27 protein-coding genes and 2 tRNA genes are annotated in these 23,412 nt (G+C 42.6%); 13 read left to right on the forward strand and 16 right to left on the reverse strand.

Annotation, left to right across the window (positions count from 1 at the left end; all coding sequences use genetic code 11):
* The first annotated feature begins 130 nt into the window (after positions 1-130).
* From LP107_RS01910 to LP107_RS01930, 5 genes are all read left to right on the forward strand, one after another.
* A complete protein-coding gene (locus LP107_RS01910; RefSeq protein ID WP_078274617.1) occupies positions 131-1,645 on the forward strand; it encodes an RNA ligase in 1,515 nt (504 codons plus the stop codon).
* The gene (locus LP107_RS01915; protein WP_078274616.1) at positions 1,642-1,836 is read left to right on the forward strand and encodes a hypothetical protein; all 195 of its coding nucleotides are present in this window, start codon (positions 1,642-1,644) and stop codon (positions 1,834-1,836) included. Before LP107_RS01910 ends, LP107_RS01915 begins: the two co-directional genes overlap by 4 nt.
* 156 nt (positions 1,837-1,992) lie before the next feature.
* Entirely contained in the window at positions 1,993-2,457 is a 465-nt protein-coding gene (locus LP107_RS01920) for a hypothetical protein (RefSeq protein ID WP_078274615.1), read from the forward strand.
* A 78-nt stretch (positions 2,458-2,535) separates the two neighbouring features.
* The gene (locus LP107_RS01925; RefSeq protein ID WP_078274614.1) at positions 2,536-3,189 is read left to right on the forward strand and encodes a phosphoesterase; all 654 of its coding nucleotides are present in this window, start codon (positions 2,536-2,538) and stop codon (positions 3,187-3,189) included.
* Between the two features lie 88 nt (positions 3,190-3,277).
* A complete protein-coding gene (locus tag LP107_RS01930; RefSeq protein WP_228157756.1) occupies positions 3,278-4,153 on the forward strand; it encodes a hypothetical protein in 876 nt (291 codons plus the stop codon).
* A 156-nt stretch (positions 4,154-4,309) separates the two neighbouring features.
* Here LP107_RS01930 and LP107_RS01935 read toward each other — a convergent pair whose 3' ends face one another.
* Positions 4,310-4,462: a hypothetical protein gene (locus LP107_RS01935; RefSeq protein WP_158079673.1), complete on the reverse strand. Its 153-nt coding sequence runs from the start codon at positions 4,460-4,462 to the stop codon at positions 4,310-4,312.
* Positions 4,463-4,675: 213 nt separating this feature from the next.
* Here LP107_RS01935 and LP107_RS01940 point away from each other — a divergent pair, with 213 nt between their 5' ends.
* The 3 genes from LP107_RS01940 (at position 4,676) to LP107_RS01950 (ending at position 7,682) form a co-directional block, all read left to right on the forward strand.
* A complete protein-coding gene (locus LP107_RS01940) occupies positions 4,676-6,379 on the forward strand; it encodes an AMP-binding protein (RefSeq protein ID WP_264675991.1) in 1,704 nt (567 codons plus the stop codon).
* Positions 6,380-6,513: 134 nt separating this feature from the next.
* Entirely contained in the window at positions 6,514-7,230 is a 717-nt protein-coding gene (rph, locus tag LP107_RS01945) for a ribonuclease PH (protein WP_078274611.1), read from the forward strand.
* Entirely contained in the window at positions 7,230-7,682 is a 453-nt protein-coding gene (locus LP107_RS01950) for a hypothetical protein (protein ID WP_078274610.1), read from the forward strand. Before rph ends, LP107_RS01950 begins: the two co-directional genes overlap by 1 nt.
* A gap of 61 nt (positions 7,683-7,743) precedes the next feature.
* On the opposite strand, the gene LP107_RS01955 is transcribed toward LP107_RS01950, so the two are convergent.
* The 4 genes from LP107_RS01955 to LP107_RS01970 all read right to left on the reverse strand — a co-directional run bounded on the left by LP107_RS01955 (position 7,744) and on the right by LP107_RS01970 (position 11,028).
* Positions 7,744-8,811, reverse strand: a complete 1,068-nt coding sequence (locus tag LP107_RS01955; RefSeq protein WP_264675990.1) for a hypothetical protein — start codon at positions 8,809-8,811, stop codon at positions 7,744-7,746.
* 226 nt (positions 8,812-9,037) lie between these two features.
* Positions 9,038-9,280 carry a YheV family putative metal-binding protein gene (locus tag LP107_RS01960; RefSeq protein ID WP_112741778.1) on the reverse strand — a complete coding sequence of 81 codons (243 nt, stop codon included), beginning with the start codon at positions 9,278-9,280 and terminating at the stop codon, positions 9,038-9,040.
* A gap of 442 nt (positions 9,281-9,722) precedes the next feature.
* On the reverse strand, positions 9,723-9,971 hold the full coding sequence (locus tag LP107_RS01965) for a hypothetical protein (protein ID WP_112741779.1): 249 nt from the start codon (positions 9,969-9,971) through the stop codon (positions 9,723-9,725).
* Between the two features lie 295 nt (positions 9,972-10,266).
* On the reverse strand, positions 10,267-11,028 hold the full coding sequence (locus tag LP107_RS01970; protein WP_208624034.1) for an integrase core domain-containing protein: 762 nt from the start codon (positions 11,026-11,028) through the stop codon (positions 10,267-10,269).
* A gap of 77 nt (positions 11,029-11,105) precedes the next feature.
* Here LP107_RS01970 and LP107_RS01975 point away from each other — a divergent pair.
* Positions 11,106-11,805 (forward strand): IS1 family transposase gene (locus LP107_RS01975; RefSeq protein WP_228157684.1). Its coding sequence is split into 2 segments (ribosomal slippage): positions 11,106-11,452 and positions 11,451-11,805, totalling 702 coding nucleotides; the frame shifts between segments, so codons are not numbered across the junction.
* Positions 11,806-11,983: 178 nt separating this feature from the next.
* On the opposite strand, the gene LP107_RS01980 is transcribed toward LP107_RS01975, so the two are convergent.
* From LP107_RS01980 to LP107_RS14405, 3 genes are read right to left on the reverse strand one after another with little or no spacing between them, the layout of a single operon-like run.
* Positions 11,984-12,982: an NAD-dependent epimerase/dehydratase family protein gene (locus LP107_RS01980; RefSeq protein WP_078275108.1), complete on the reverse strand. Its 999-nt coding sequence runs from the start codon at positions 12,980-12,982 to the stop codon at positions 11,984-11,986.
* Positions 12,983-13,025: 43 nt separating this feature from the next.
* A complete protein-coding gene (locus LP107_RS01985; protein WP_228157757.1) occupies positions 13,026-13,976 on the reverse strand; it encodes a 3-oxoacyl-[acyl-carrier-protein] synthase III C-terminal domain-containing protein in 951 nt (316 codons plus the stop codon).
* Positions 13,973-14,209, reverse strand: coding sequence for a phosphatase PAP2 family protein (locus tag LP107_RS14405; RefSeq protein ID WP_420832151.1), 237 nt, complete (start codon positions 14,207-14,209; stop codon positions 13,973-13,975). Before LP107_RS14405 ends, LP107_RS01985 begins: the two co-directional genes overlap by 4 nt.
* A gap of 39 nt (positions 14,210-14,248) precedes the next feature.
* Here LP107_RS14405 and LP107_RS01990 point away from each other — a divergent pair, with 39 nt between their 5' ends.
* Positions 14,249-14,635, forward strand: coding sequence for a helix-turn-helix domain-containing protein (locus LP107_RS01990; RefSeq protein ID WP_112741781.1), 387 nt, complete (start codon positions 14,249-14,251; stop codon positions 14,633-14,635).
* A gap of 203 nt (positions 14,636-14,838) precedes the next feature.
* Positions 14,839-15,318: a 23S rRNA (pseudouridine(1915)-N(3))-methyltransferase RlmH gene (gene rlmH, locus LP107_RS01995; RefSeq protein ID WP_078275106.1), complete on the forward strand. Its 480-nt coding sequence runs from the start codon at positions 14,839-14,841 to the stop codon at positions 15,316-15,318.
* Positions 15,319-15,448: 130 nt separating this feature from the next.
* On the opposite strand, the gene LP107_RS02000 is transcribed toward rlmH, so the two are convergent.
* Complete coding sequence (locus LP107_RS02000) at positions 15,449-15,826, reverse strand: VanZ family protein (RefSeq protein WP_158079711.1); 378 nt, start codon at positions 15,824-15,826, stop codon at positions 15,449-15,451.
* Positions 15,827-15,894: 68 nt separating this feature from the next.
* Between LP107_RS02000 and ribF the strand changes: the two genes are divergently transcribed.
* Positions 15,895-16,908 (forward strand): riboflavin biosynthesis protein RibF, encoded by a 1,014-nt coding sequence (gene ribF / locus LP107_RS02005; protein WP_228157758.1) that lies wholly within the window; start codon positions 15,895-15,897, stop codon positions 16,906-16,908.
* A 111-nt stretch (positions 16,909-17,019) separates the two neighbouring features.
* Here ribF and LP107_RS02010 read toward each other — a convergent pair whose 3' ends face one another.
* Entirely contained in the window at positions 17,020-17,724 is a 705-nt protein-coding gene (locus LP107_RS02010) for a CHAP domain-containing protein (protein WP_029103867.1), read from the reverse strand.
* Positions 17,725-17,897: 173 nt separating this feature from the next.
* Between LP107_RS02010 and LP107_RS02015 the strand changes: the two genes are divergently transcribed.
* Positions 17,898-18,464 (forward strand): hypothetical protein, encoded by a 567-nt coding sequence (locus LP107_RS02015; RefSeq protein ID WP_143821735.1) that lies wholly within the window; start codon positions 17,898-17,900, stop codon positions 18,462-18,464.
* A gap of 245 nt (positions 18,465-18,709) precedes the next feature.
* On the opposite strand, the gene lpxC is transcribed toward LP107_RS02015, so the two are convergent.
* The 6 genes from lpxC to LP107_RS02045 all read right to left on the reverse strand — a co-directional run bounded on the left by lpxC (position 18,710) and on the right by LP107_RS02045 (position 23,394).
* A complete protein-coding gene (gene lpxC / locus LP107_RS02020) occupies positions 18,710-19,657 on the reverse strand; it encodes a UDP-3-O-acyl-N-acetylglucosamine deacetylase (RefSeq protein WP_112742780.1) in 948 nt (315 codons plus the stop codon).
* Between the two features lie 114 nt (positions 19,658-19,771).
* Complete coding sequence (locus LP107_RS02025; protein WP_079325037.1) at positions 19,772-20,470, reverse strand: metal-dependent hydrolase; 699 nt, start codon at positions 20,468-20,470, stop codon at positions 19,772-19,774.
* Positions 20,471-20,532: 62 nt separating this feature from the next.
* Positions 20,533-20,608 (reverse strand) — tRNA-Glu (locus tag LP107_RS02030).
* A gap of 76 nt (positions 20,609-20,684) precedes the next feature.
* Positions 20,685-20,760: transfer RNA gene (locus tag LP107_RS02035), tRNA-Ala, on the reverse strand.
* A gap of 111 nt (positions 20,761-20,871) precedes the next feature.
* The gene (gltX, locus tag LP107_RS02040) at positions 20,872-22,383 is read right to left on the reverse strand and encodes a glutamate--tRNA ligase (RefSeq protein WP_078275102.1); all 1,512 of its coding nucleotides are present in this window, start codon (positions 22,381-22,383) and stop codon (positions 20,872-20,874) included.
* A 249-nt stretch (positions 22,384-22,632) separates the two neighbouring features.
* Positions 22,633-23,394, reverse strand: a complete 762-nt coding sequence (locus tag LP107_RS02045; RefSeq protein ID WP_264675989.1) for an endonuclease/exonuclease/phosphatase family protein — start codon at positions 23,392-23,394, stop codon at positions 22,633-22,635.
* Positions 23,395-23,412: the final 18 nt, after the last annotated feature.

The following is a 23,412-nucleotide window of genomic DNA, read 5'->3' on the forward strand; positions in this document are numbered from 1 at the left end:
GGCGATTTAAAAACTTTTTAAAAATTTAATTTATTAAAAATCAATCACTTAAAAAATTTTTTCGCCAATTTTTCAAACTTGGCACAAACTTTGGACAATAAAAGTAAGCACCTATTTTAAGGAATACCCAATGCAAAAATTTATCCTAATTCGTGGTCATCAAGGTTCTGGCAAATCCACCTTTGCCGAACAAAAAATTGCCGAATTTAAAAAAGAATTCCCAAATGGCGAAATTATTCATATTGAAAACGACCTATTATTAACCGATGAAAATGGCGTTTATCATTGGACGCCAGAGCGGATTGAAAAAGCGGTGCAAATCGGTCAAACCGCAATGAAAACCGCCTTTGAAAAAGCCCGTGCCAATCCTAATTTGGATATATTGGTGATTAATTCCAATACCAACCAAAAATCATCGTCTTGTATTCATCTTTTACAATCGGCTCGTAAAAAAGGACTGGTTACGGAAATTTATCGTTTGCATAATTTTTTTGACAATGTGCATAATGTCAAACGAGACGATGTGTTGTCTGCTTATGTTAAATTAAACAATAATCAACTTCGTGATGAAATTCATATTGACCCAATTCGCCCAATGAGCGATGACATTAAAGCTAATATTGAAAAAATGAGCCAATTTAACAACAAAAAAGAATTACCCTTTGACGAAAACCGCCAAAGTTATATTACTGATGACTATCTAAAATACGGCAAAAGAAATTTTATCATCAAACAATCGAAAACTTATCCAGAATTGTTTGTCTTAAAATACAAGAGAGATGTATTTTTTAATAATACTTTTGACAACGCCTTACTTGAAATGCGTGGATTGGTGCTTGATAAATATAACAATATCATTGTTCGCCCCTTTAAAAAAGTATTTAATTATTCAGAACGCATTGCCAAAAAATCCAAATATCCCATTAGCATAGACGATAATCATTTGGTGGATGTGGTATTAAAGGTCAATGGGTTTTTGGGCGTGTGTACTTATGTGGCACTTGATGAAACGCATCCAAGTTATCACGCTGAGTTTAATCATCAAGTATTGTACTCTACCACAGGTTCTTTGGACAGTGATTTTGCCAAAATGAATGAAATCCATTGCCAAAAGTATGAAATGCTGTTTAAACAATATCCCAATCACACCTTTTTATTTGAAATCACCGATGAAAAAGATGTGCATATCATCAAAGAAGTGTTTGGCGAAACTTTGATTGGGATTATTGATGTGGCGACAGGGCGACAATTTGATGAAAATGAATTAAATGCCATTGCCGATACATTTAATGCCGAACAAAACGCCATTGGTAGCGGTATTACAATCAATCGCCCGCAAATGATAACAGCAATGCCTTTTGGCGAATTAAAAGCCTTATTAAAAACCGTAGAACACGAAGGTTTTATGGTGTTTGATAGCCAAACAAAAGAAATGCTCTTTAAACTTAAATCGCCGTATTATTTGATTTCAAAATTTTTGGGGCGTAGCAATGCTACCAATCTTGGGCGTAAACTGGATAAAAGACAAGTTGATGAAGAATATTATCCGTTGATTGATTATATTAAGGATAATAAAGAGAAGTTTAATCAGTTATCAGAACTGGATAAAATTGCGTTTATTCAAGAGTTTTTGGGGCGATTATGAAACAATCAGATGAATTAAAACCATTTCAATCTATCATTGATGAATTTTATCAAGTATTTAATTATCCAAAACCAACTGGATTGTTAAATGTCTGTACTTGTGGCTTATGTATCGATGAAAAACTTGAATTAGAACTGCGAACATTGCCTTTGCGTGAATTAACTCGTAATCATTTGTATGGATTACAATGATACCGCCAAAGACCCGATAGAAAGACCTGATGAATTAAAATATTTTTTACCTAGAATGGTGGAATTATTACCGAAGGTGAAAATTTACACCATTCTACTGAAATTTATTTTCAGCGTGTGGGAAATTGTCCAAAAGGCAGTTTTAGCACACAAGAAATGGCTCTGTGGAATAAATTTTGCTATGAGTATCTAAAAGTCTTAGTTAATGTTTATCCTTATGAGCGTTTAAAATGGCAACAAGACGGTGTATTTGACTGTTTATTGATGTTTCATATTGGTGGTGCAAATATTCAACCATTTTTAGAATATTGGGAAACGCTAAAAACACCACAATCTACCATAAATTATATATTCAGTAGTGCTTATGATTATTGGGTTAATTATTATCCACATCCTGTTGATTATAAAATTGATATGGTATTTGCACAAGACTGTCCAGAATTTAAATCAATAATGAAACATTGGCTAGATAATCAAAAGCATAAACAGCATTTTACCGAGTGTATCATCAATCTAAGTAATGATGATATTGATAAATTTTATGCTGAATATGAATTTGCAAAAAGAAATGATTATATCAGTTGTGTTTTTGACGCTTTAACAGGTGTTAATTGGAGATAATCCGTAAGGTGTGTACCACGCACCAATCATACCCAATCACGGTGCGTAATACGCACCTTACAATTTAAGGAAAAACCAATGATTTATTTTACTTCTGACCTGCATTTTAGCCATAAAAATATCGCCAAATTTTGTCCAACTTTTCGCACACCCTTTGAAAGTTTGGATAAAATGAATGATGAACTCATTAAATTTTGGAATGCCACTATTACTCCTGATGATGTGGTCTATAATTTGGGCGATGTGTCATTTAGCCACGATTTAACAGAGATTGAGAAAGTATTAAGTCAGTTAAATGGCAAACATCATTTAATTTTGGGCAATCACGATAATTTAATCAAACGGCATAAAGAGCGGTTTTTAACTCAAACCAAAAATGACGGCAATCCACTATTATCATCGGTACAGGATTATTTAAAATTAACTTTTAAAGAAACAAAACATACACTGATTTTATCGCATTATCCGATAGATGAATGGGACGGCTGTCATAAGGGCTATTATCATTTGCACGGGCATATTCATGACCGCATGGCAAAAGTCAAAGGCAAGATTTTAAATGTTGGTTTTGATTTGCACGGCAGATTTTTAACGCTTGATGATATTGATGAATTTTTGCAAGAGTTACCGAATGTTTCACATTTTGGCGGTGATGATGAGATTGTGCTTTGTGATGATGTTTATCAAAATGCCAAAAGAATAAAAGATGAATTGTTGAAGTTAAATGAGTGAAGATAGATAATTTAATTTGTGTCTTGATTTAACGTTTAACTTTCGTTAATATAGCCATAGTATTTTTAAATTGATTAAGGATTTTATTATGATGAGCCAAGAATTAACCCACAAACTATTAACCAAAAACCCCTATTTTAATGTATCAGGTTTGACTTCATCAGAAGCCAATTATATCTGTGAGCGTATCAAAGAAACCCTAAAACCAATCCAAGATGAGATTACCAACCTAGAAACGCACACATCTAGCCTTGACGGTGAATCATTGGATAACTTTAAAAAGGTTAATGATATTGATGGCAAACTTGCCAATATTGGTAAGTTATACGCCATTTCTGCCTTTTTTAGAAGTGCTATTAAAGAGAAAGACAATAGACTTGATATGATTAACATCAAAATCAAACAAGTGCGAGATGAGCAAGATTCATTATTGGTGGGTATTGATGTGTTAGAATTGCAACGCCTAATCAATGTGGCTATGGAGGATTATCTTTTGACATTGCCATTATCTGATGTTATTACCTATAAGACTGCCGAAGCCAAAGCGTCTCATATTGGCAAATTTATTCATAACTTTGATAAAATCCGCACAAGCCTTACCAAAAAAGAACGCATTAGTTTTAAAGAAGTGGGCGAACAGGTATTTAAAATTCATCACACGCCATTATATGAGCTAGATGAATTACAACAATTACAAAACTATCTATTAGCCGAGCATAGAGAACATGAAAGTACGGTAAATGCCTATAAAGCCAAATTCCGTGAATTTCAAAATAAATCGCTTGTGGCTTATGAAGAAGAGTATAATAAACGCTCTCACGAACGCCAAATGCTGTTAAACGAAAAAGTAAAAGCCGAAACCGAAAAACTCATCGCTATAAAAAATGAGATTGCCAATTTTAAAATCATTGTGCCAAATGAATTTAAAGCAATCATTGATGAGTTATTGACCGTAAAACTATGATAACCGATTTTGGGGAAATGGGTTTTGACCTATAAAGCCCATTTTATCCAAAAACCAAAGTAGCACAAGGCGAATTAAAATGGCATTGTTGCCCTAGCATTGAACATGCAACGAATTTGGGATTCGTCTATCAAACCATCGCCCTATTTTTGTCCTTTAAAGTTTACCAATTTTTAAAAATTGGACTTTATAAGGCATTATCTTTGGCTTTAACTTAATAAAAATAGGGGTCTTTGCTTTTGATTTAGGTGTTGCCTGCGTGCCTTGTGCTACTTTACCTTTTTTATCTTTTATTTTCTCATCAATCACTTATCAAGCATTTTTATAAACACCCCATAAACAACATAATCACTACAAAAATTTTGCCCTTTCAAACAAAAATCATTTGGCAATTTGGCAAAAATGGTGTATTTTATAGCGTAATATTTGCTTACATTTAAGCATCTGATTGTGATTAATTTTTGAGCAATTTGACCGATTTTACTGCCAATACATTCCATCTTAGAATATTAAGGAAGAATCATGCAAAATTTTAGTGTCCCTGCCGACCGTCCTTGGGTAAAAACCTACGCCGATAATGGGCTTGATATTAATGTCAAGGTGCCAGACGGTGTCAATTCCCTGCTTGACAGCTTTGAGCAGAACTTTGCCAAACATGGCAATAAAGTCGCCCTAACGTGTATGGGGGCGTCCATTACTTATCGTGAGCTTGATACATACAGCCGTCAGATTGCCAGTTATTTGCAGTCGCTGGGGCTTGATAAGGGCGACAAAGTGGCGGTGATGATGCCAAATATTTTGCAGTATCCGATTGCGATGATGGGCATTATTCGGGCAGGTCTGACTCTTGTCAATGTCAATCCGCTGTACACACCGCATGAGCTAGAACATCAGCTTAATGACAGCGGGACAAAGGCGTTGTTCATCGTGGAGAACTTTGCTCATACCTTTGAAAAGGTCAAAAACAAAGGGCAGGTTAAGCATGTCATTGTGGCGAGCATTGGCGATATGATGGGGCTCAAAGGCATTTTGGTGAATTTGGTCGTCCGCCATGTCAAAAAAATGGTGCCAAGCTGGAACATTCCCAATGCCGTGAGTTTTAAAGATGCCCTAACGGCAGTATCGGCAAGTCGCTATGTCCGCCCCGAGCTGTCGCTTGATGACATTGCGGTGCTACAATACACAGGCGGTACGACAGGCGTGGCAAAAGGGGCGATGCTCACGCATAAGAACCTTGTGATTAACGTTGAACAATGCATGACATTTGTTAATAAAATATTTTCTACCAATAAAGATTTGACAGGTGAATACATCGCCACAGCGTTGCCTTTGTATCATATTTTCTCATTTACGGTATCCATGCTTGGTTTGAAGATGGGGTTTAGCTTGCTACTTATCACCAACGCTCGTGATTTTGATGCCTTGACCAAAGATTTTGCCAAATATCGTCCTGTGTTTTTCCCTGCGGTTAATACCTTATTTAATGCATTGGCTCATCATGAAGGCTTTAAAAACCTTGACCATACCAACCTACGTCTATCGCTTGGTGGGGGTATGTCGGTGCTACCAAGCACAGCAGAAGCATGGGAGAAGCTCACGGGTACTTACATCGTTGAAGGCTATGGGCTGTCCGAGACATCGCCTGTCGCCACGCTAAATCCGCCAGGCAGTTATACTGGCAAAATCGGCATTCCATTTCCCAATACCGACATTATCCTATTGGATGATGACGGCAAAGAAGTGACACTTGGGGAAGCAGGCGAGATTGCCATCAAAGGTCCGCAGGTCATGGCAGGTTACTACAACCGCCCCGATGAGACCGAGAAGACCATGACAAAAGACGGTTATTTTAAAACGGGCGATATTGGTGTGATGGACGAGCAGGGCTTTTTCAAAATCGTTGACCGCAAAAAAGACATGATTTTGGTGTCGGGCTTTAACGTCTATCCTAACGAAGTTGAAGAAGTCATCACCGCTCACCCCAAAGTGCTAGAATGTGGCGTGATTGGCGTGCCTGATGAGCATAGTGGCGAGCTGGTCAAAGTCTATGTGGTCAAAAAAGACGACAGCCTAACAGAAAAAGAAGTCATCGCATGGGCAAAAGAGAATCTAACAGGCTATAAACGCCCCAAATATGTTGAGTTCATTAATGAGTTGCCAAAATCTAATGTTGGTAAAATCTTGCGTAAGAATTTGCGTAAATTAGAAGAGGATAAAAAGGCGTGATAAGCTAAAAATTCATAACGCTTAAAAATCCGTCCAATCTGAATATTGCCAATGGGGATATTCTGGGTTGGGCAGTTTTGTTTTGGGGCAAAAACTGTTACAATAGTCCAAATTTTACTTTATAAAGGCACATCATGCGACACGACAACCGTGAATTATCCCAATTACGTCCCATCAGCTTTATCCGCAACTACACCAAACATGCCGAAGGTTCAGTGCTTGTCTGCTATGGCGACACCAAAGTGCTATGCAACGTCAGCATAGAGCAAGGCGTACCACGTTGGCTAAAAGGTCAAGGGCAAGGCTGGCTCACTGCCGAATATGGCATGCTCCCACGAGCCACAGGCACACGCACTCAACGTGAAGCGACTAAGGGCAAACAGTCAGGACGCACCCAAGAGATACAGCGTCTTATCGGTCGCTCGCTCCGTGCCATGCTGGATTTGTCAAAACTGGGCGAGAACACCATTTATGTGGACTGTGATGTCATACAAGCAGACGGTGGCACACGCACGGCAAGCATTACAGGCTCGGCGGTGGCACTCATTGATGCCCTAGAGAGCCTACAACGAGACAAGAGGCTTACCACAGACCCGCTCATCGGACTGGTGGGGGCAGTGTCGGTCGGTATCAAGGACGGACGGGCGTATTTGGATTTGGATTATGGTGAAGACTCGACCTGCGATACCGATTTGAATGTGGTCATGACCCAAGCAGGCGGATTTATTGAGATTCAGGGGACGGCAGAAGATAAGTATTTTACCCGTGAGCAGGCAAATGCCATGCTTGACCTTGCCGAGTCTGGTATTAAAGAGATTTTTGAACTCCAAAAACAAGCGTTGGGCTGGTAATGCTAAAAGTCATTGATGATGGCGTGTCTATCACGCTAAATGGCACCGAGTCGAACCCTGTCTTTGTCATGGCAGGGGTCCTTGTTGTGTTGGCGATATGTGTGGCGGTGGTTGCCATGACCGCTCCTGTACAGATTACCATTGGGGTGATGGCAGTGTTTGCGGTGCTGATTTTTGGTTTTAATATCTACAAAAACCGCCTAAAATACCAAAGCTGTATCGCCAGAGGGGTGATTATCATCAAAAATCGTGCCTTTATCGCACAGGGGCAAAACGTCAAACTGAGCGAGAATGCTCGTATTGAGCTGATAAATGACACCTTAGTCATCACTGACCTAGGGAGAAGCTGGCATATCTTGGGCTTTGATAATGACAAAGAACGCCACGTCGCCAAATCGGTACTAGAAGGCAAGGCATTAGAGAAGCGAGAGCAGGCGATACGGATTTTGTAAATTGATAAATCAAAACCAAAAACAAAGCCCAACATCGTCGGGCTTTGTTTTTGGTGGGTGCTTACTGTCCACTGGCAGGAGCGGTGGTCTTGGTGCTGTTTTTTTGGTTTTCAAGCTCAGCGATTTGGGCTTCGAGTAGGGCGATTTGCTCGGCTTTGGCGGTCGTCAAATCTTCCATTAGAGTCAGCTGATCTTGGATGAGTTTTTCTTGTTCAGCGATTTGGGCATCTTTGTCTGCCAAACGGTCAATCTCTTCTTTGATGAGTGCAGGGTCGGTTGGAATCTCAGCATTTAGAATCTCATCGGGATTAACCACAGGTTTGATGTCTGGCAGAATGCTGTCAGCAGAATCAACAGCTGGGGTCTCTGCTGGTGCTGTTTCTGCCTGCTCTGGGGTGGGTTCAGGGGTGCTTGATTGGGTAGGGGCTGTGCTAACGGCAGGCGTGGGGGTATTAACAGTACTACTGTCATTACCACTCATCGCCATGTAGAGTGCCACGCCAATCAGGGCTAGGGCAATCACACCGCCCAAGATGAGCTTGTTGAGCTTTTTAGGGTCGCTAAGTAGCCCTGTCAAGTCGCTTTTGTCGCCGCTATTTTTGGCAGGCTTTGGAGCTTTAGGGGCTTTGGGTTTGGTCATTTTTAGGGTTTTGGGCGAGCCATCTTTTTTGCCAAACAATCCTTTTTTAGCAGGCTTATCTTTGGCGACTTCGCCTTGCCCGAGACCACTGGCGACACTCGCTCCTGCGACTGCTCCTGCACCCAGTAGGGCAGTATCGACGTTGCCGTTTGCCACGTCAGTAGGGGCATTGGCTTGGTTTAGGTCATCTAGTTGATTGAAAAAATCATCTTGGGCGGTGTTATTGGTAGCGTGGGTCAAATCAATGCCAGTAGCATTATTAGCCACGGTCACATCAGATAGGGCGATGTCCACAGGCTCATTGGTAGTCAAGTCAATGTCAGAGCTAGCGGTGTTGGCAGTATTTTGGTCAAACAGCTCGTCAAATTCGGCACTTAAATCGACATCAGCGGTGGTGTCGGTGCTGGCATTGAGATCGGCATTGCCAAAATCAATGTCCAAAAATTCATCATCAAAATTAATCTCGTTCGGGTCTTTTTTCTCTGACATGGGAAACCTATCTTATTGGCTAAATGGGGCTAATGAATGGCAGGGGCGTTCATCGGGCTTTGACTGACTTTGATATAATTCGAGTCTGATGGTGCCAATGAGACGCTTGCCAACAAATATTGCTGTACTATATCAAAATTTACAAGAATTTTCAGCTTTTTACAACAAAATTAAGACAAAAAGCACAAATTTTGACTCAAATTCATGATGGGGCGACATCTGATGGCTATTTTATAAAACGCACCACGCCCACGCTCTCTGTCATCGCCCCTTCGGTGGTGGCTTGGATTTGGGGCAGGTCGTCTGCGGTGGGTCGGCGTGCTGTATGCCCACATGCCACGCACTCAATGTACTCATCAGGCTCTGGCGTGAAAATCTGCAACTGCACGGTGGTATCGGTCGCTTTGCATTGGGTGCATTTGACCCCTGCAAGAAATTGGCGTTTTGGGCGGGTGGATTGGTATCTCATGGTGTTTTTCAATAAAAATAGGGGTAGATTTTACCCCCATTTGTGCATTTGTGCAATGGTTGGTTGTTTTTCTAACATCTCGCCTATCATCAAACACATAACGAATGGCACTTAAATGACTGCCTGTATAAGCAGGGTATTTTTGTATTTTGATATAAGAGGGCAGGCTTCGTTGTGGCTTTGTATCCCAGTTGTTATCATGTGCATAAATGTATTCTAAAAAATACTCTTTGCTGTCGTATTTTTGGATACGAGCATATAGGTCTTTTTTATCCACAAGTTTTTTATAGCTCCAATACCGAAAAGGTAACTTGCAAAGCGACTCTTCGGTTAAAGCGTAAGCGTTTTGTATTGACAATAGTGTTGGTCATAATATTGACTTTATCTGGATCGTGTCTATCCACCCATAATTACCAATCTACTTCGTCTGTATAGCGTTCACCTAAAAAAATCTAATGTGAGTGATACCATTTTCAGACAAAAGATACCTTTCAGGAAATTCATAACGAATTTTATCTTTTATTTCATCGTACACTGTAGTATATTTGAAGAATTTTAGCGTATCATATTTATCAAGATGCCGTGCCATTTGTTCATCAGAAAGCATGACTTTATAATAATAAGACATGGCATGGCTAAGACTTGTTAAGCCAAGCACTGCAATAGCAGTCATGATTTTAAAGAGTTTCATACTTTATCTGCCTATTTAGCTATTATATTGCCATCATTATAGATAATATCCCATTGGTACTTGTTAAGTGCGATACCTGAGTTATAGTCCATAAGATTGTCTGTATAAGCTTTTTCAAACAATAAATTACTTATATCATCTTGAAATGGATGTTCTAACCCCAAACTATGTCCCAGCTCATGTACGGTTGTGCGTAACCATTCATCATTATTGGGGCGGTCATAGGTTAGGCAAAAATTACCTCAATAAGTACAACCTCCCAAGGTGCAGTCCATTGGGTTTAACTGTAAAAAACTCACCCGTTATTTACACTTTGTTTAAAATAAAACTCTAACCATTCATAAGGCGTAAAAGTCAAAGTTTTTCCTGTAATCTCATCTTTTTTGGTTAAAGATGAATGTGGTCTAACAGTGTTATAGAAATTAAGAAATCTGGTTAATTCTTGCTTTCTATGTTCACTGCTGACAAACTCATGTTGATGATGCCAAAGCTCTATTAATGTTCGTATCTCCTGTTCAGCTTTGCCATTGGTTTGTGGTCTGCCTACTTTGGTAAATTTTTGGTTGATGTGGTTATCATAACATACTTTGACAAATTCATGCTGTGTTGTGCCTTTAAATTCAGTGCCATTGTCAGAGTAAATAACATCAATTTGGTAAGGACAAGGTTCTATCACTTGCTCTACCAGAAACTGTGCTGCACCAAAGGCTGTTTTGTCAGGCAGTATGGCAGCATACAGTTCACAAGAATAGTCATCTACGGCAACAAACAGATATTCTCTAGGACTGTTTGTACTTTGTCCTTTAAGTAAAGGTAAGCGTTTGGCATCTACATGAACCATCTCACCAAAATAGGACTTGTTGTATCGCTTGGCTTGCCTTTTGAGTTTGTCTTGAATGGATTTTTCAACCTTAGCCAAGCGTTTAATGCCATACTTGGCTTGTTTAAAGCGATTATTGGTACTGGTTTGAGGCTTAAGGAGTTTAATGCGAGCAAGTTTTAAGACCTTGTAAATGGTAGGTCTTGATACTTTGTACTCGAGTGCCAGTGAAGTCACTGATTGCTTGTTCGGTATTGTTAAAAACAAATACATAAGTTAAAATAACTCAATACTTTACCATAGAGTAAAAACCAATGAACGAAACATTTGATAGTTGTCCTAAATGTAAGCACAAACACTTTGTCAAAGCAGGTTTTAACAATGGCAGACAACGCTATAAGTGCAAAGGTTGCAATCATTACTTTTCAGTACATAAACCAACGCATCATAAAAGCGAAGCAACCAAGCAAATGGCAATCAATATGTATCTAGAAGGTTTGGGCTTTCGTTCAATTGGTCGCATATTAGGTATTAGTTATGGCACAGTCTATCAATGGGTTAAAAAACTTGGCGAACAACATCAAATCAAACAAGATAGCAATCAAGCGATAGATATCGTTGAGCTTGATGAGATTCATAGCTACACCAAGCATAAAAAACGCTTGCTGGACCCCGCTTGCCATTGACAGAACAACAAAACAAATCTTAGGTTTTGTTTGTGGCAGACGAGACACCAACACCTTTAAACAGCTTTACAATCAATTGAACATCCATAACATTCAACTGTTTTGTAGTGACTACTGGAAATCTTACCTTGAAGTCATTCCAAAATCAAAACATATGACAAGCAAAGCTCAAACTTTTACCATAGAGGGCTATAATAGTCCCATTAGGCATTTCACAGCAAGATTTAGAAGAAAATCAAAATGTTATTCTAAATCCGAGAAAATGATAGAAAACACTTTGAACTTACTGTTTGCTAAGTGGAATGGAACTTTGAATTATGTATTTTAGTTTAACAATGCCTAAATTTAATTTGCGAGCGGGTTTTGACCACAGCTATTATTTTATTTCTAGTTTTATTGGCGAGCATATTGCCTTTCATGCCAAGTATTTGAAATAATGAGAAAACACCTTTTTTACGATGAAAACGGTGTTTTTTTGTTTTCGGGCTGCCTGAAACGGTTTTATTTTACTCCTTAACGCGTAATTCCACAGCCGTCCGCCCAATCGCCTCCGCCATACTCACTTTTGGCACATAACCGAGTATTTGCCTAGCCTTATCAATGTTTAATACCATATCAAAATTCAACGCCCCGACGCTATAAGCGGTCAGAATCGGCTCTTTTTGGGTCAGTTTGGCGATGGTTTCTAGCCCTAATGCAAGCGTACGCAAAATCGGATATGGCACGGCTTTAACCTTAAAGTCCATTTTTAATTCATCAACAAACAAGTTATCCAGCACCGCCCTTAACGCCATCGGTTCGCCACCCGTAATGTTAAACGCCTGCCCGCTGATACCGCTTGGCAAATCCGTACGCACCGCACAGAGCATGGCTTCCACCACATTGTCGGCAAAAGTGAAATCCATCATCGCCCGCCCACCATTTGGCAAGGGCAAAAAGCCTTTTTGTTCAATCACTTTTAATAAACGGGGAATCAGCACTTGGTCGTATTTGCCAAAAATCGCACGGGGGCGGAGCATAATATAGCGTGTTTGGGGGAATTGTTGCACCATTTTTAGGATAACCGTTTCGGCTAGGGCTTTGGTATGGGCATAGTGATTGACATAAGAGCTAGGCTGATAATCTTCTTTAATATCAAGATGATTTTGATAGTCAAAATACAAAGATGGCGTAGAAATATGCACAAAATACGGCACGCCTGCCTGTCCTGCTTGCTCGGCAAGTTGCTTTGTCGCCCCCACATTGACGGCATAAAAATCCTGATACGCTCCCCAAGGTGATGACAACCCTGCACAATGCCACACCGCATCCACCGTCTCAAAAATGTGGTTGGGCAACCACTCCACCGCCAAATCGCAGGCATAAGTCTGACCCCCAAGCGTGGCAAGCTCGTTCAATACTTCTTTGTTTCGCCCCACCGCAATGACTTGATGACCCCGCCCCAACGCCATATCGCAAGCTGTCCGCCCAAGTCCGCTCGTTGCTCCTGTGATTAAAATTTTCATTGATTACCCATTGTTTAAATTTGCCAAATCGCCCCTGCCAAAGTCAGCCCCGCCCCCGTGCCACCGTTTTGCCCCGTTGCCATTGCCCAGCAATGACCGCTTCGTGTAGCACCGTGGGCAAGAACGCAGAGACTTGATTGCCGTGCGTGGGGTAAATGTTGATGACTTTTTGTGGGTCAATGTGCAAGCGTTTGATGAGATGGCTCATGCCCAAATGACTGGCTTGATGGACTACCCACAAATCTATATCTTTGATGGTTAAGGGATTTTGTGGTGTGGCAAATAATTTCTCCAAAAAGACGGGCAACACTTCGCTCGTTTTTTTAAACACGCCAAAGCCGTCCATGGCAAAACAAAAATCGCTGTCCGTCATGCCTGTTTTGGGATTTCTTGCTGTGTCACCTGCCTTGATTTGACAATATTCAATGCCGTCAGGATAGCTTTGCATCAAAAAGCTCGTCAGCCCACCGCCATTGCCCGCCCCTTTTTCAAGAATGACGCAACTTGCCCCATCGCCAAAAATCAACGCTGTTTCATCGTTCTGCCAATTCAAGCCCCGAGACGCCAAATCGGACGCACAAATGGCAATGCGTTTGTAATACCCCATATTCAATAACGCTTCTGCCTGTTGCAAAGCAGGCAAAAAGCCCACGCAACTGGCATTGACATCATAGCCTGTGCCTTGCCAATTGAGTTTTGCAAAAATATGGCTTGTGGTGCTGGGCAAGGCTTGCTGTGGTACGCCATTGACCGTAATCAAAAGGTCAATGTCCGACAAAGACAAGTTGGCTTGCTTGCACGCGTCCAAAATCGCCTGCCCTGCCAACTCAGCTTGGGTTAAATGTAAATCAGCGTGATGACGATACAAAATGCCACTTCTTTTTTGTACATAGCCGTCTGGTTTATTTAGGTGTTTATCAAGCTCGCCAGAATGGACTTTTTGCTGTGACAATGCCTTGCCTGTGGCGATGAGGCGTAGGGGGAGTATGGTCATGATTGTACCTTTTGATAATAGTTGATAAACATTAAAACGCCAATTGCTAATATGAATCCTGCCAATAAATCCACCCCATAATGAAAGGCAAAATATTGGGTAGAAATCATCAAACCAATGGTAATAGGCAATAACGCCAAGCCAATTTTGTACCGCTGATTGATAAAGAAAAATCCATTGATAAATACTGCAAATCCTGTATGTAAACTTGGAAATGCGTCAATGCCAACAATAGACCTCCTGCAAAACCCTTCCTATGCTAAAATACCCCAATGAACTACGAAGCATTCACACACTTATCTGATGAAAAGTTTAAACGCTTAATTGGTGTTAAGCGAGAAGTCTTTAACAACATGCTTGCTTGTTTAGAGCAAGCACAAGCTAGCATACATCAAAGAGGTGGTAGAAAACTCAAAATTGGTATGCCCAATTTGTTAATGGCAACCTTGCAGTATTTTAAAGAATATCGCACCTATGAGCAGATAGCCGCTGACTTTGGCATCCATGAAAGCACACTTATCCGTAAAAGCCATTGGATTGAAGACACACTAAGCAAGCAAGGCTTTGCCATTGCCACCCAAACACCCACCAAAGATGACATTGCGATTGTGGATGTGAGCGAAGTGCGTGTTAATCGTTCTAAAAAAACCAAGCATTGATGTATTCTGGCAAGAAAAAGCGTCATACCGCAAAGGTGCAATGTATCATCAATCACCACAAGGTCATCTTACAAGTAGACACCAGCATCATTTAAATGCATGACTTTAAGCTCTTTAAGTGTAAATAACGGGTGAGTTTTTTACACTTTACCAATATTTGTGGTTTTTATTTATAATACGCTTTTTACTTTTGATAAATCGCCATGAAATTAAGAATCCTAAGTGTCGGACACAAAATGCCTGCATGGGTACAGACAGGCGTGGACGAATACGCCAAACGCATACAGCCAATGATGAGTACCGAGATTGTGGAGATACCCCCTGCCAAACGTGCCAAAAATCCATCATTTGCCGAAATAGAAAAATACAAAACCCAAGAAGGGCAAGCCATTTTGTCCGCTCGCCTACCCAAAGAAAAGCTCTGGGTGCTAGAAGTCAAAGGCGAAATGCTCTCTACCGAACGCCTTGCCGACCGTTTGCAGACTGCCATGACGGACGGCACCGATATCGCTCTGGTCATCGGCGGGGCGGACGGGGTGTCGGCGGACGTGCTAACGCAGGCGGATTTTAAATGGTCGCTGTCGGATTTGACCCTGCCCCACCCTTTGGTGCGAGTGGTGCTGATAGAACAGCTCTATCGGGCGATGAGTATCATTAATAATCACCCCTATCATCGGGCGTGAGTGGGTAGGGTACACACATTTGAAATAGGTACTGTTCAATAAAGAGATATTTTTAAAATTTAGACGTGTAGGGTAATTTATTCATCCAAAAATCAATGCGTTTATAGGGCAAATGCATCTAAAAGCACGGTCAATTAACAATACCTTTAAAACACCCCCTTTGCCGTAAATACCCCCACCCCACCGCCAAACTCGCCCCTACCATATCCGCCACGCCGTCCCATACATCCATGGTGCGTGTGGTAAAATAGCCTTGTATCAGCTCGCTTGCCATCGCCCAGCCCAAAGCCACCGCCCACAGGTAGAGTGCTTTGGTTTTGGTATTGATGTTAAATAACAGTGATAACAAATAAAACTGCCCAAAAAACATCGCAAAATGAACCACTTTATCCAAATGGCTAATGCTTGGCACTTGACAGCTTGGTACACGCAAAAAAAGTCCATAGCAGGACAGCCCAAACCACACCAGTATGGCAAACCACAGCCATTTGACAGAAAATTTTATCATCATCAATCATCACATCACACAAACCGGTCATCATAACAAATTTTATGGTAATTTTTTATGAAAAAATGATGAATTTCACCTATAATATGTCCTTTGTTCGTCCATTTTTCATTTTCATGCAAATCATCAACTTAGACCCACATGCCCCCACCGCCTTGCCCCCACACGCCTTGACCATTGGCAACTTTGATGGGGTGCATTTGGGACATCAGGCAATGCTCCAAACCTTAATCAAAGACGCCACCAAGCAATCACTTGCCACTGCCGTCATGGTGTTTGAGCCACAGCCTAGGGAATTTTTTAGCCCACAAAGCCCCCCTGCCCGCTTGACAAACTTTGCCGAAAAAGTCGCCTTGCTGGGCGGTCATGGCATAGATTTTGTCATCAAGGCAAATTTCAATGACGATTTTCGCCACCTATCCGCCCACGCTTTTGCCACGCTTTTGACCACTTTGAGGGCAGAGCATCTGGTGCTGGGCGATGATTTTCGTTTTGGACATGACCGCACAGGCGATAAGGCGTTTTTGCAGGGGCTGGGGTTTAGCGTGGATAGCCTTGCCACTATCGCCCATGATAAGGTGCGAGTTAGCTCCACGGCGGTGCGTGGTGCGTTGGCACAGGGCGATTTGGACACCGCCAAAATCATGCTTGGGCGAGACTATACCATGACAGGGCAAGTGGTACATGGCGACAAAATTGGGCGTACGCTTGATTTTCCCACCGCCAACGTTGCCTTAGATAGGCTAAAACCTGCCACACAGGGGATTTTTGGGGCGGATATTTTAGCAGTTAAGGACGGCAAGGCAGTTGATTTATATGCCTTAGGGGGCGGCATCAAAGGTCAAACCGCAAGCAGCCTATTTGGGGCGGTCAATGTCGGCAAACGCCCAAGCGTAAACGGCACGGATTATCGCCTAGAAGTGCATTTGCCAGAGTTTACAGGAGATTTGTACGGCATGACATTGAGTGTGATTTTTAAAAAATACTTGCATGGCGAGCGTCATTATGAGAGTTTAGCACAGTTAAAAGACGGCATAAAAAGGGACGTGGATGAGCTTGTGGCATGGCACAATGCTTTATAACCATGACATCTAGGGCGTACCAAATGCGTCCTTTTTTGTGCGTGGCACGCCTGCTTTTAAAACAAACACTCAACAAAAAAGAGCGAATAATCGCCCTTTGTCTTTATCAAATTACTGCTCGTTCATCGCAAGCATCGTACCTGTATTTGCCGTAGCATCTAGGTAACGAGTATCACGCCATACGCTGTATCCATTGTGGTTGCGATACGGGCTAAAATTAGGCTGACGAAAATCTGATACCCACTGGCTACCATCATAGATTTGGATATGACCGTGCGGATTTTTACTGGTACGATTAAAGACTGCTACATCGCCAATCTGTGGTACGTAGTTGTCATTACTGATACGGGTAAAACCTGCACTGGCAAGCGTACCATTAGCATACTGATAGGCTGATGGCTGTGGGGTGAAGCTATAACCAGCGGATTGTAGTGCCTTACGCACATACATGGCACAGCGACCCACGCTCTTGCCGTGAGCGGCACGGGCAGCCAGACGAGCAGCTGTGGCAGGGGCAGAGCCATTTAGAGCAGCGACTGTACTGCCTGTATTATTGCTTGCTGAAAAGTTAGTGAGTGTTTGGGTGTTGGTGCTAAACCCTTGGGTCAGACGAGAATTACCTTGTGACGCCCCCATCAGCTCATTGATGGCACTGTCAAGCTCAGCATTGCTTAGCGTTTGGGTAGGCATGGGCGGTGCGATGATGTTTACTTGACGCTCGCCATTGGCAGATGAGATGGTGATTCTGCCACTTTCTGCATTTGCACTGACTGTCGTCAGGGTAATTGCCGACATTAACCAAAAGAGTTTTTTCATAAGATTGCCTCGCATCCATCATGCACGACGACACAGCGTTTGTCTGTGGGTTGGTCGTCCCCTGTTTACATGAGTGATGTCAGATGGGTTAGTTTTGTTAAAGCTTGGGTTTATGCCATACGCATCCGAACGTACTTTTTGGCTCAATAAGGCATTGGCATTGAGCGGGTGGCGTGATAAACTTAGCTCTTGGACACCATGTCCGTCAGTTTTTAAAAGGTATTATGATGAGTGATGACTTATATCTAAAAACCCATTTTCCAAACCACCTTGCCAATCGCACCGAAAAACAAGCGGCGGCAGGGGCGAAACTTCCCAAAGACCTAAGCAGACGACTTGCCTACTTTACTCACTTGACCCATCTGTCCGCCCCCCTGCTGTCAGGTGTGTTGGGCGAGCTTAGTAGTCAGATACAAGTGGCGTATGCTCATGATGATAAAATCACCTTAGCACTACCAACCATCACATCCGCCAATCATGTACGTTATCTACATCAAGAATGTCTGTCGGCACTGCATGAACATCCAGCATTTGGGCAGTTTTCAAAAATGGGGGCCATTGTCAATCACAAAATTCATCAGCGTGTCAGCGATCAAATCACCGCTCCAACCACCTTAGAAAAACCATTAAGCGAAAACACGGTGCGAACTATAACACAGACTGCCAAACTTGTCATCAAAAATCCAAGTTTACAGGCGTCCTTTATCAAACTCATTCAAACCGCCACCACCAAAGAATGATAATTGTTCTTAAATTTGGGACTTTTACGGTCTTTTTGTAATCTTATGTAAAGAAATCCGCCCATTTTCACAAAATTTCCATAAAACTCTCATAAAAGCCCTGTGCAAATCCCCCAAAACCCCCACAAACACAACAGCGAGCTACTGTCAGCTCGCTGTTGTGTTTATTACATTAGATGTTGATTAATTTTTGGGTTTCTTACTGAAGTTTTGCCCAAAACTTGCCAAACTCTAAACAATCACCTCTAATCATTGCCGTTGTTTAGCGGATTTTTGGGCGGAATGAAGACTATCGGACAGCTATTTTTGTCATAATTTGTTACAATTTCATAGGCACTGTCATCTGCCAATACCGCTCGAATGAGTGCGTTATTTAGGGCATGACCTGATTTATAGGCGTTAAATTTACCGATGATGTTATGCCCAATGACGAACAAATCGCCCACCGCATCTAGTATTTTATGGCGGACAAATTCGTTGGGATAACGTAACTCGCCATTGACCACCGATGTCTCATCCAGCACCACGGCATTATCCATACTACCACCTAAGGCAAGGTTGTGCTTTTTGAGCATCTCTAAGTCTTTTAAAAAGCCGAACGTGCGAGCCTGCGCCACTTCACGGGCGAAATTGGCGGTACTAAAATCAAGCGACGTGGTCTGCTCGGTCGCTTTGATGGCGGCATGATTAAAATCAATCTCAAAATGCATCAAAAAACCGTCATCATAAGGAGCAAGCTCCGCCCATTTGTCTTCATCAGTCACACGCACGGTTTTTTTGATTTTTAAAAAGGCTTTGGGAGCGGGCTGTTCTGCCACGCCTGCTTCGTCAATCAAAAACAAAAACGGTGCTGCCGAGCCGTCCATAATCGGAATCTCAGGGGCATTGACTTCTATATATAGGTTATCCAAACCGCACGCTGACACTGCTGAGAGCAAATGCTCTACCGTACCAACTCGTGCATCGCCCGCCACTAAGTTAGACGACATCATTGTATCTTGGATAAGCGTAGCACTCATGGGAATGTGGGCGTTATCAAGGTCGGTGCGTACGAACACAATACCCGTGCCGATGGGAGCGTCTCGCAAGGTGAGCGTGACTTCCTTGCCACTGTGTAGCCCTATGCCAGTGGCAGTGATGGGTGTGGCTAGGGTGCGTGCAGGATAATAGTTAATGTCGGTATTGTTATTCATGATAAACTCATCTGTCTGGATATCACGCATTTTATCATCTGATGGCAGGTTTGTCATCATGGCGGACATGAGTGGGATGTAATGACAATGATTGGTAAAATTAATAAAAGCGTGCTAAATGGTGCCAGTGGCAAATTTTTGTACCAATGCATGAATGCCATTTAGGGCAGGCTGATAATCAGGGGCGTATAAAAACAAAGCGAGCACGATGATGTAGAGCATGACATATCGCAGGGATTTTTTACGTTCAAAAAACTTTAATGCCGTGCCTGATGATTTTTTGAGTTTAAGCCCCAGCACATTGACGCTGTATATCTCATCTAGCACCAAATGCACCAACGACCCGATGAACAAAAATCCCCCAAACAACCAGCTGACTTTGGCGGTCATGCCAAAGCCATAAAACGCCCCATAGATGGCAAACAGTCCACACATCGCCATGTATGGCACCGAATGCACCATGCCTCGATGAACGGTGAGATGGCTAAACAGTCCTATCACGCCATAACGCACAACCACGAACGCCCCACCCCACACCATGAGTGCCTGCTCCACCAGCTGTGTGCCTGTGGTCTGATAGGCGGTGTACAAAATGGCGGTGAGCGTGGCGACAAATAACGACATGAGTGTAAAAAATCGCTTGGCAGGAATGGATGTTTCAAGGTCAATATCAGGCAACAGCCCACCAATAACCCCTATCGCCAAACAAAAAACGGCCGTGCCAAAGCCAAATAACCCACCCACAAAGCCAAACGTGGCAAGGGCAGTACTGGCAATGGCAGCAACGGTCAAATGCGTGGTGAAATTTGCCATAAAGCGAAAAACCTACCGACATAACAACAAATCCCCAAGCCGTAACTTGGGGATTTAGAATTTGGCACTCCATAGGGGATTCGAACCCCTGTTACCGCCGTGAAAGGGCGATGTCCTAGGCCTCTAGACGAATGGAGCGTAAAACTTAACGAACCAACACAAGATTGCTCAAAAAGCGTGCCTAGGTGCTTGTGTTTCTACTTCTAAAAAGAAGTGGTGGAGCTAAGCGGAGTCGAACCGCTGACCCCTTGCATGCCATGCAAGTGCTCTACCAACTGAGCTATAGCCCCTTTGCTAAGGTGGGCGTATTATATAAAAGCCTCTGTGTCTTGTCAAATACTTTTTAAAATAAGATTTAAAAAAACCGATAACTTATTGAAAATTATCGGTTTTTAATTAGCTTATTCTTGATTTAAAAAATTCGGCAAAGCTTTATTCGTCTCTTCCAATTTTTTCAATTTCTTTTTACCAAGTCCGCCCAAAACTTCACAGGCATGGCGTAGTCGTGATAAGGTCATGTCCGCCCCGATGACGTACATGGAGTTCATCACAGGCGTGCTAGACGTTGAGCCTGCAATCGCCACAAAAAACGGTTGCATAAAGTCTTTTAACTTAATCTCAAAATGCCCTGCCAAGCCTTTTAGGGTCTGATAAATGTTATTCTCGCTCCACTCGGGCAAGGCTTCTAGTTGCCATGTGGCAAGATAGAGAATTTCAAGTAATTTATCATTATCCAGCGTTTTATGGGCAAAATCGTCTGGTGTAACGTTTGGCAAGTTTTGAAAATAAAAGCCTGCCCAATTTACCGCATCAGACAACACATTAATGCGTGGCTGAATGGCTTTGGCAATGGCAGTCAGCTTATCATCATCGCTTGCCCACGCCAAAATCTTCGCCTTCAACTCGTCCGCACTCATCGCACGCAGGTATTCGCCATTGAGCCAGTAGAGTTTTTCAATGTCAAATACAGGTCCACCCAAAGAGACACGCTTAATATCAAAGCTCGCAATCATCTCATCCAAGCTAAATTTCTCCGCTTCATTTGGCAAGCTATACCCCATACGCCCCAAATAGTTAATCAAGGCTTCGGGCAGTACGCCTGCGTCCTTATAATAGGTGATTGACGTGGGGTTTTTGCGTTTTGAGAGTTTGGATTTGTCGGGGTTACGCAGTAGGGGCATATGGCACAATACAGGCATTTCCCAACCAAAATACTCATACAAAAGTTTGTGCTTGGGGGCGGAGTTAATCCACTCTTCGCCACGAATGACGTGGGAAATTTGCATTAAATGGTCGTCCACAACATTGGCAAGATGATAGGTCGGCAAGCCGTCTGTTTTTAGTAGAACCTGCATATCGACCGTTTCCCACGGAATGCTAATCTCGCCACGAAGCATGTCATGAATCACGCACTCGCCGTCTGTCGGCACACGCATACGAATGACAAAGGGCTTGCCACTCTCGGCAAGTTTATCACTCTCTTCACGGCTCAGATTGGCATAACGCCCGTCATAACGCACGGGCAAGCCTTGGGCTTCTTGCTCTTTACGCATTTGGTCTAGCTCATCTGTCGTGCAAAAACAGCGAAACGCATGACCTTTGTCCAGTAGTTCTTGGGCGTATTTTTTGTAAATCTCGGAACGCTCGGACTGGCGATACGGGGCGAACTGTCCGCCCACGTCAGGGCCTTCGCTCCATGTCAAACCTGCCCATTTTAGGGCGTTTAAAATCATCTGCTCACTCTGAGCGGTAGAGCGGACTTGGTCGGTGTCTTCAATGCGTAGGATAAACTCACCCCCTTGCGATTTGGCAAAAACCATATTAAACAAGGCAATATAAGCCGTGCCAACGTGTGGAAAGCCTGTGGGCGATGGGGCGATACGGGTACGAATGGGTTTGGTTGGATTTGTCATGAGATTTCTCAGAAAAATTTGGGATATGATACCAAAATTTGGCTTAGTTTTCAGCAGGGCGTGTTGAACTTTTGTATTTGCAATGAAAAATAGGGGAAATCGCCTGTTTGTCAAGAAAAAAACTTGAGACTGATAGCCATTCTATCAGGCAAGTTTTTGACGATGAAAAACCAGATTTAGCCATTTTTCATGCAAAAACGTACCTTTATTTCTAAAATATTTCTATATTGTAAATAGTGTTATAAAGGTTCAACACGCCTTAGTCTTATCAAGTATCAATCTCGCCCCTATCGGCAAATGGTCAGACAAATCAGACCACGGCACACCGCCATAGACTTGGGCGGATAGGACAGTCAAATGCCGTACATAAATGCGGTCAAGGCTTATCATGGGAAACTTGGCAGGGAAAGTCGCAGGGTGTTTGCCATGCTTGGTACAAAAGACTTCAGACAGCCCCAAATCCGCCATAAACCGCCCCGATTTTTTCGCCCAATCATTAAAATCCCCCGCCAAAATGAGCGGTTTGTCCTTGTCAATCTCGCTGTTGATATAGTCGCTGATTGCCTTGTATTGCTTGGTGCGGTCGGCTTCTAGTAGGTTTAAATGAGCGTTTAGCACAACCACAGGCACGCCCCAACCGTCAGGGGCTATCTCGCTGTGCAAAACGCCCCGTTTTTCTAGGCGTGAGACGGTGATATTGACATTGTGCTTGGGGTCTAGTCGGTGGCGTGAAAGCGTGGCGTTGCCGTGATTGCCGTGTGGGTAGCGGACGTTTTCGCCATAGCTGTGCGACAGCGACAAATATTCGCCAAACCACTCATGGTGCGACTGGTCGGGGTATTCATTAAAAGAGACGGCTCGTTTTAGGTTTTGCCCTTGCACTTCTTGCAGACACAACACATCAATCGGCAAATCCGCCAACGCTTGCCCCATGCGTTGGAGCTTAACAAGGCGGTTTAAGGGCGACATGCCTTTATGGATATTATAAGAAACAACGTGAATGGGAGTCATGTTTTTGCTTTTAAAAAT

The sequence above is a fragment of the Moraxella bovis genome (assembly GCF_025985205.1).
GTDB classification, from domain to species: Bacteria; Pseudomonadota; Gammaproteobacteria; order Pseudomonadales; family Moraxellaceae; genus Moraxella; species Moraxella bovis.

What these genes read in the sequence shown, in the direction of transcription:
- LP107_RS01910 (WP_078274617.1), top strand. Translation starts at nt 131, where the DNA reads ATGCAAAAATTTATCCTAATTCGTGGTCATCAAGGTTCTGGCAAATCC.
- LP107_RS01915 (WP_078274616.1), top strand. Translation starts at nt 1,642, where the DNA reads ATGAAACAATCAGATGAATTAAAACCATTTCAATCTATCATTGATGAA.
- LP107_RS01920 (WP_078274615.1), top strand. Translation starts at nt 1,993, where the DNA reads ATGGCTCTGTGGAATAAATTTTGCTATGAGTATCTAAAAGTCTTAGTT.
- LP107_RS01925 (WP_078274614.1), top strand. Translation starts at nt 2,536, where the DNA reads ATGATTTATTTTACTTCTGACCTGCATTTTAGCCATAAAAATATCGCC.
- LP107_RS01930 (WP_228157756.1), top strand. Translation starts at nt 3,278, where the DNA reads ATGATGAGCCAAGAATTAACCCACAAACTATTAACCAAAAACCCCTAT.
- LP107_RS01940 (WP_264675991.1), top strand. Translation starts at nt 4,676, where the DNA reads ATGCAAAATTTTAGTGTCCCTGCCGACCGTCCTTGGGTAAAAACCTAC.
- rph (WP_078274611.1), top strand. Translation starts at nt 6,514, where the DNA reads ATGCGACACGACAACCGTGAATTATCCCAATTACGTCCCATCAGCTTT.
- LP107_RS01950 (WP_078274610.1), top strand. Translation starts at nt 7,230, where the DNA reads ATGCTAAAAGTCATTGATGATGGCGTGTCTATCACGCTAAATGGCACC.
- LP107_RS01955 (WP_264675990.1), bottom strand. Translation starts at nt 8,811, where the DNA reads ATGTCAGAGAAAAAAGACCCGAACGAGATTAATTTTGATGATGAATTT.
- LP107_RS01960 (WP_112741778.1), bottom strand. Translation starts at nt 9,280, where the DNA reads ATGAGATACCAATCCACCCGCCCAAAACGCCAATTTCTTGCAGGGGTC.
- LP107_RS01965 (WP_112741779.1), bottom strand. Translation starts at nt 9,971, where the DNA reads ATGAAACTCTTTAAAATCATGACTGCTATTGCAGTGCTTGGCTTAACA.
- LP107_RS01980 (WP_078275108.1), bottom strand. Translation starts at nt 12,982, where the DNA reads ATGAAAATTTTAATCACAGGAGCAACGAGCGGACTTGGGCGGACAGCT.
- LP107_RS01985 (WP_228157757.1), bottom strand. Translation starts at nt 13,976, where the DNA reads ATGACCATACTCCCCCTACGCCTCATCGCCACAGGCAAGGCATTGTCA.
- LP107_RS01990 (WP_112741781.1), top strand. Translation starts at nt 14,249, where the DNA reads ATGAACTACGAAGCATTCACACACTTATCTGATGAAAAGTTTAAACGC.
- rlmH (WP_078275106.1), top strand. Translation starts at nt 14,839, where the DNA reads ATGAAATTAAGAATCCTAAGTGTCGGACACAAAATGCCTGCATGGGTA.
- LP107_RS02000 (WP_158079711.1), bottom strand. Translation starts at nt 15,826, where the DNA reads ATGATAAAATTTTCTGTCAAATGGCTGTGGTTTGCCATACTGGTGTGG.
- ribF (WP_228157758.1), top strand. Translation starts at nt 15,895, where the DNA reads ATGAATTTCACCTATAATATGTCCTTTGTTCGTCCATTTTTCATTTTC.
- LP107_RS02010 (WP_029103867.1), bottom strand. Translation starts at nt 17,724, where the DNA reads ATGAAAAAACTCTTTTGGTTAATGTCGGCAATTACCCTGACGACAGTC.
- lpxC (WP_112742780.1), bottom strand. Translation starts at nt 19,657, where the DNA reads ATGAATAACAATACCGACATTAACTATTATCCTGCACGCACCCTAGCC.
- LP107_RS02025 (WP_079325037.1), bottom strand. Translation starts at nt 20,470, where the DNA reads ATGGCAAATTTCACCACGCATTTGACCGTTGCTGCCATTGCCAGTACT.
- gltX (WP_078275102.1), bottom strand. Translation starts at nt 22,383, where the DNA reads ATGACAAATCCAACCAAACCCATTCGTACCCGTATCGCCCCATCGCCC.
- LP107_RS02045 (WP_264675989.1), bottom strand. Translation starts at nt 23,394, where the DNA reads ATGACTCCCATTCACGTTGTTTCTTATAATATCCATAAAGGCATGTCG.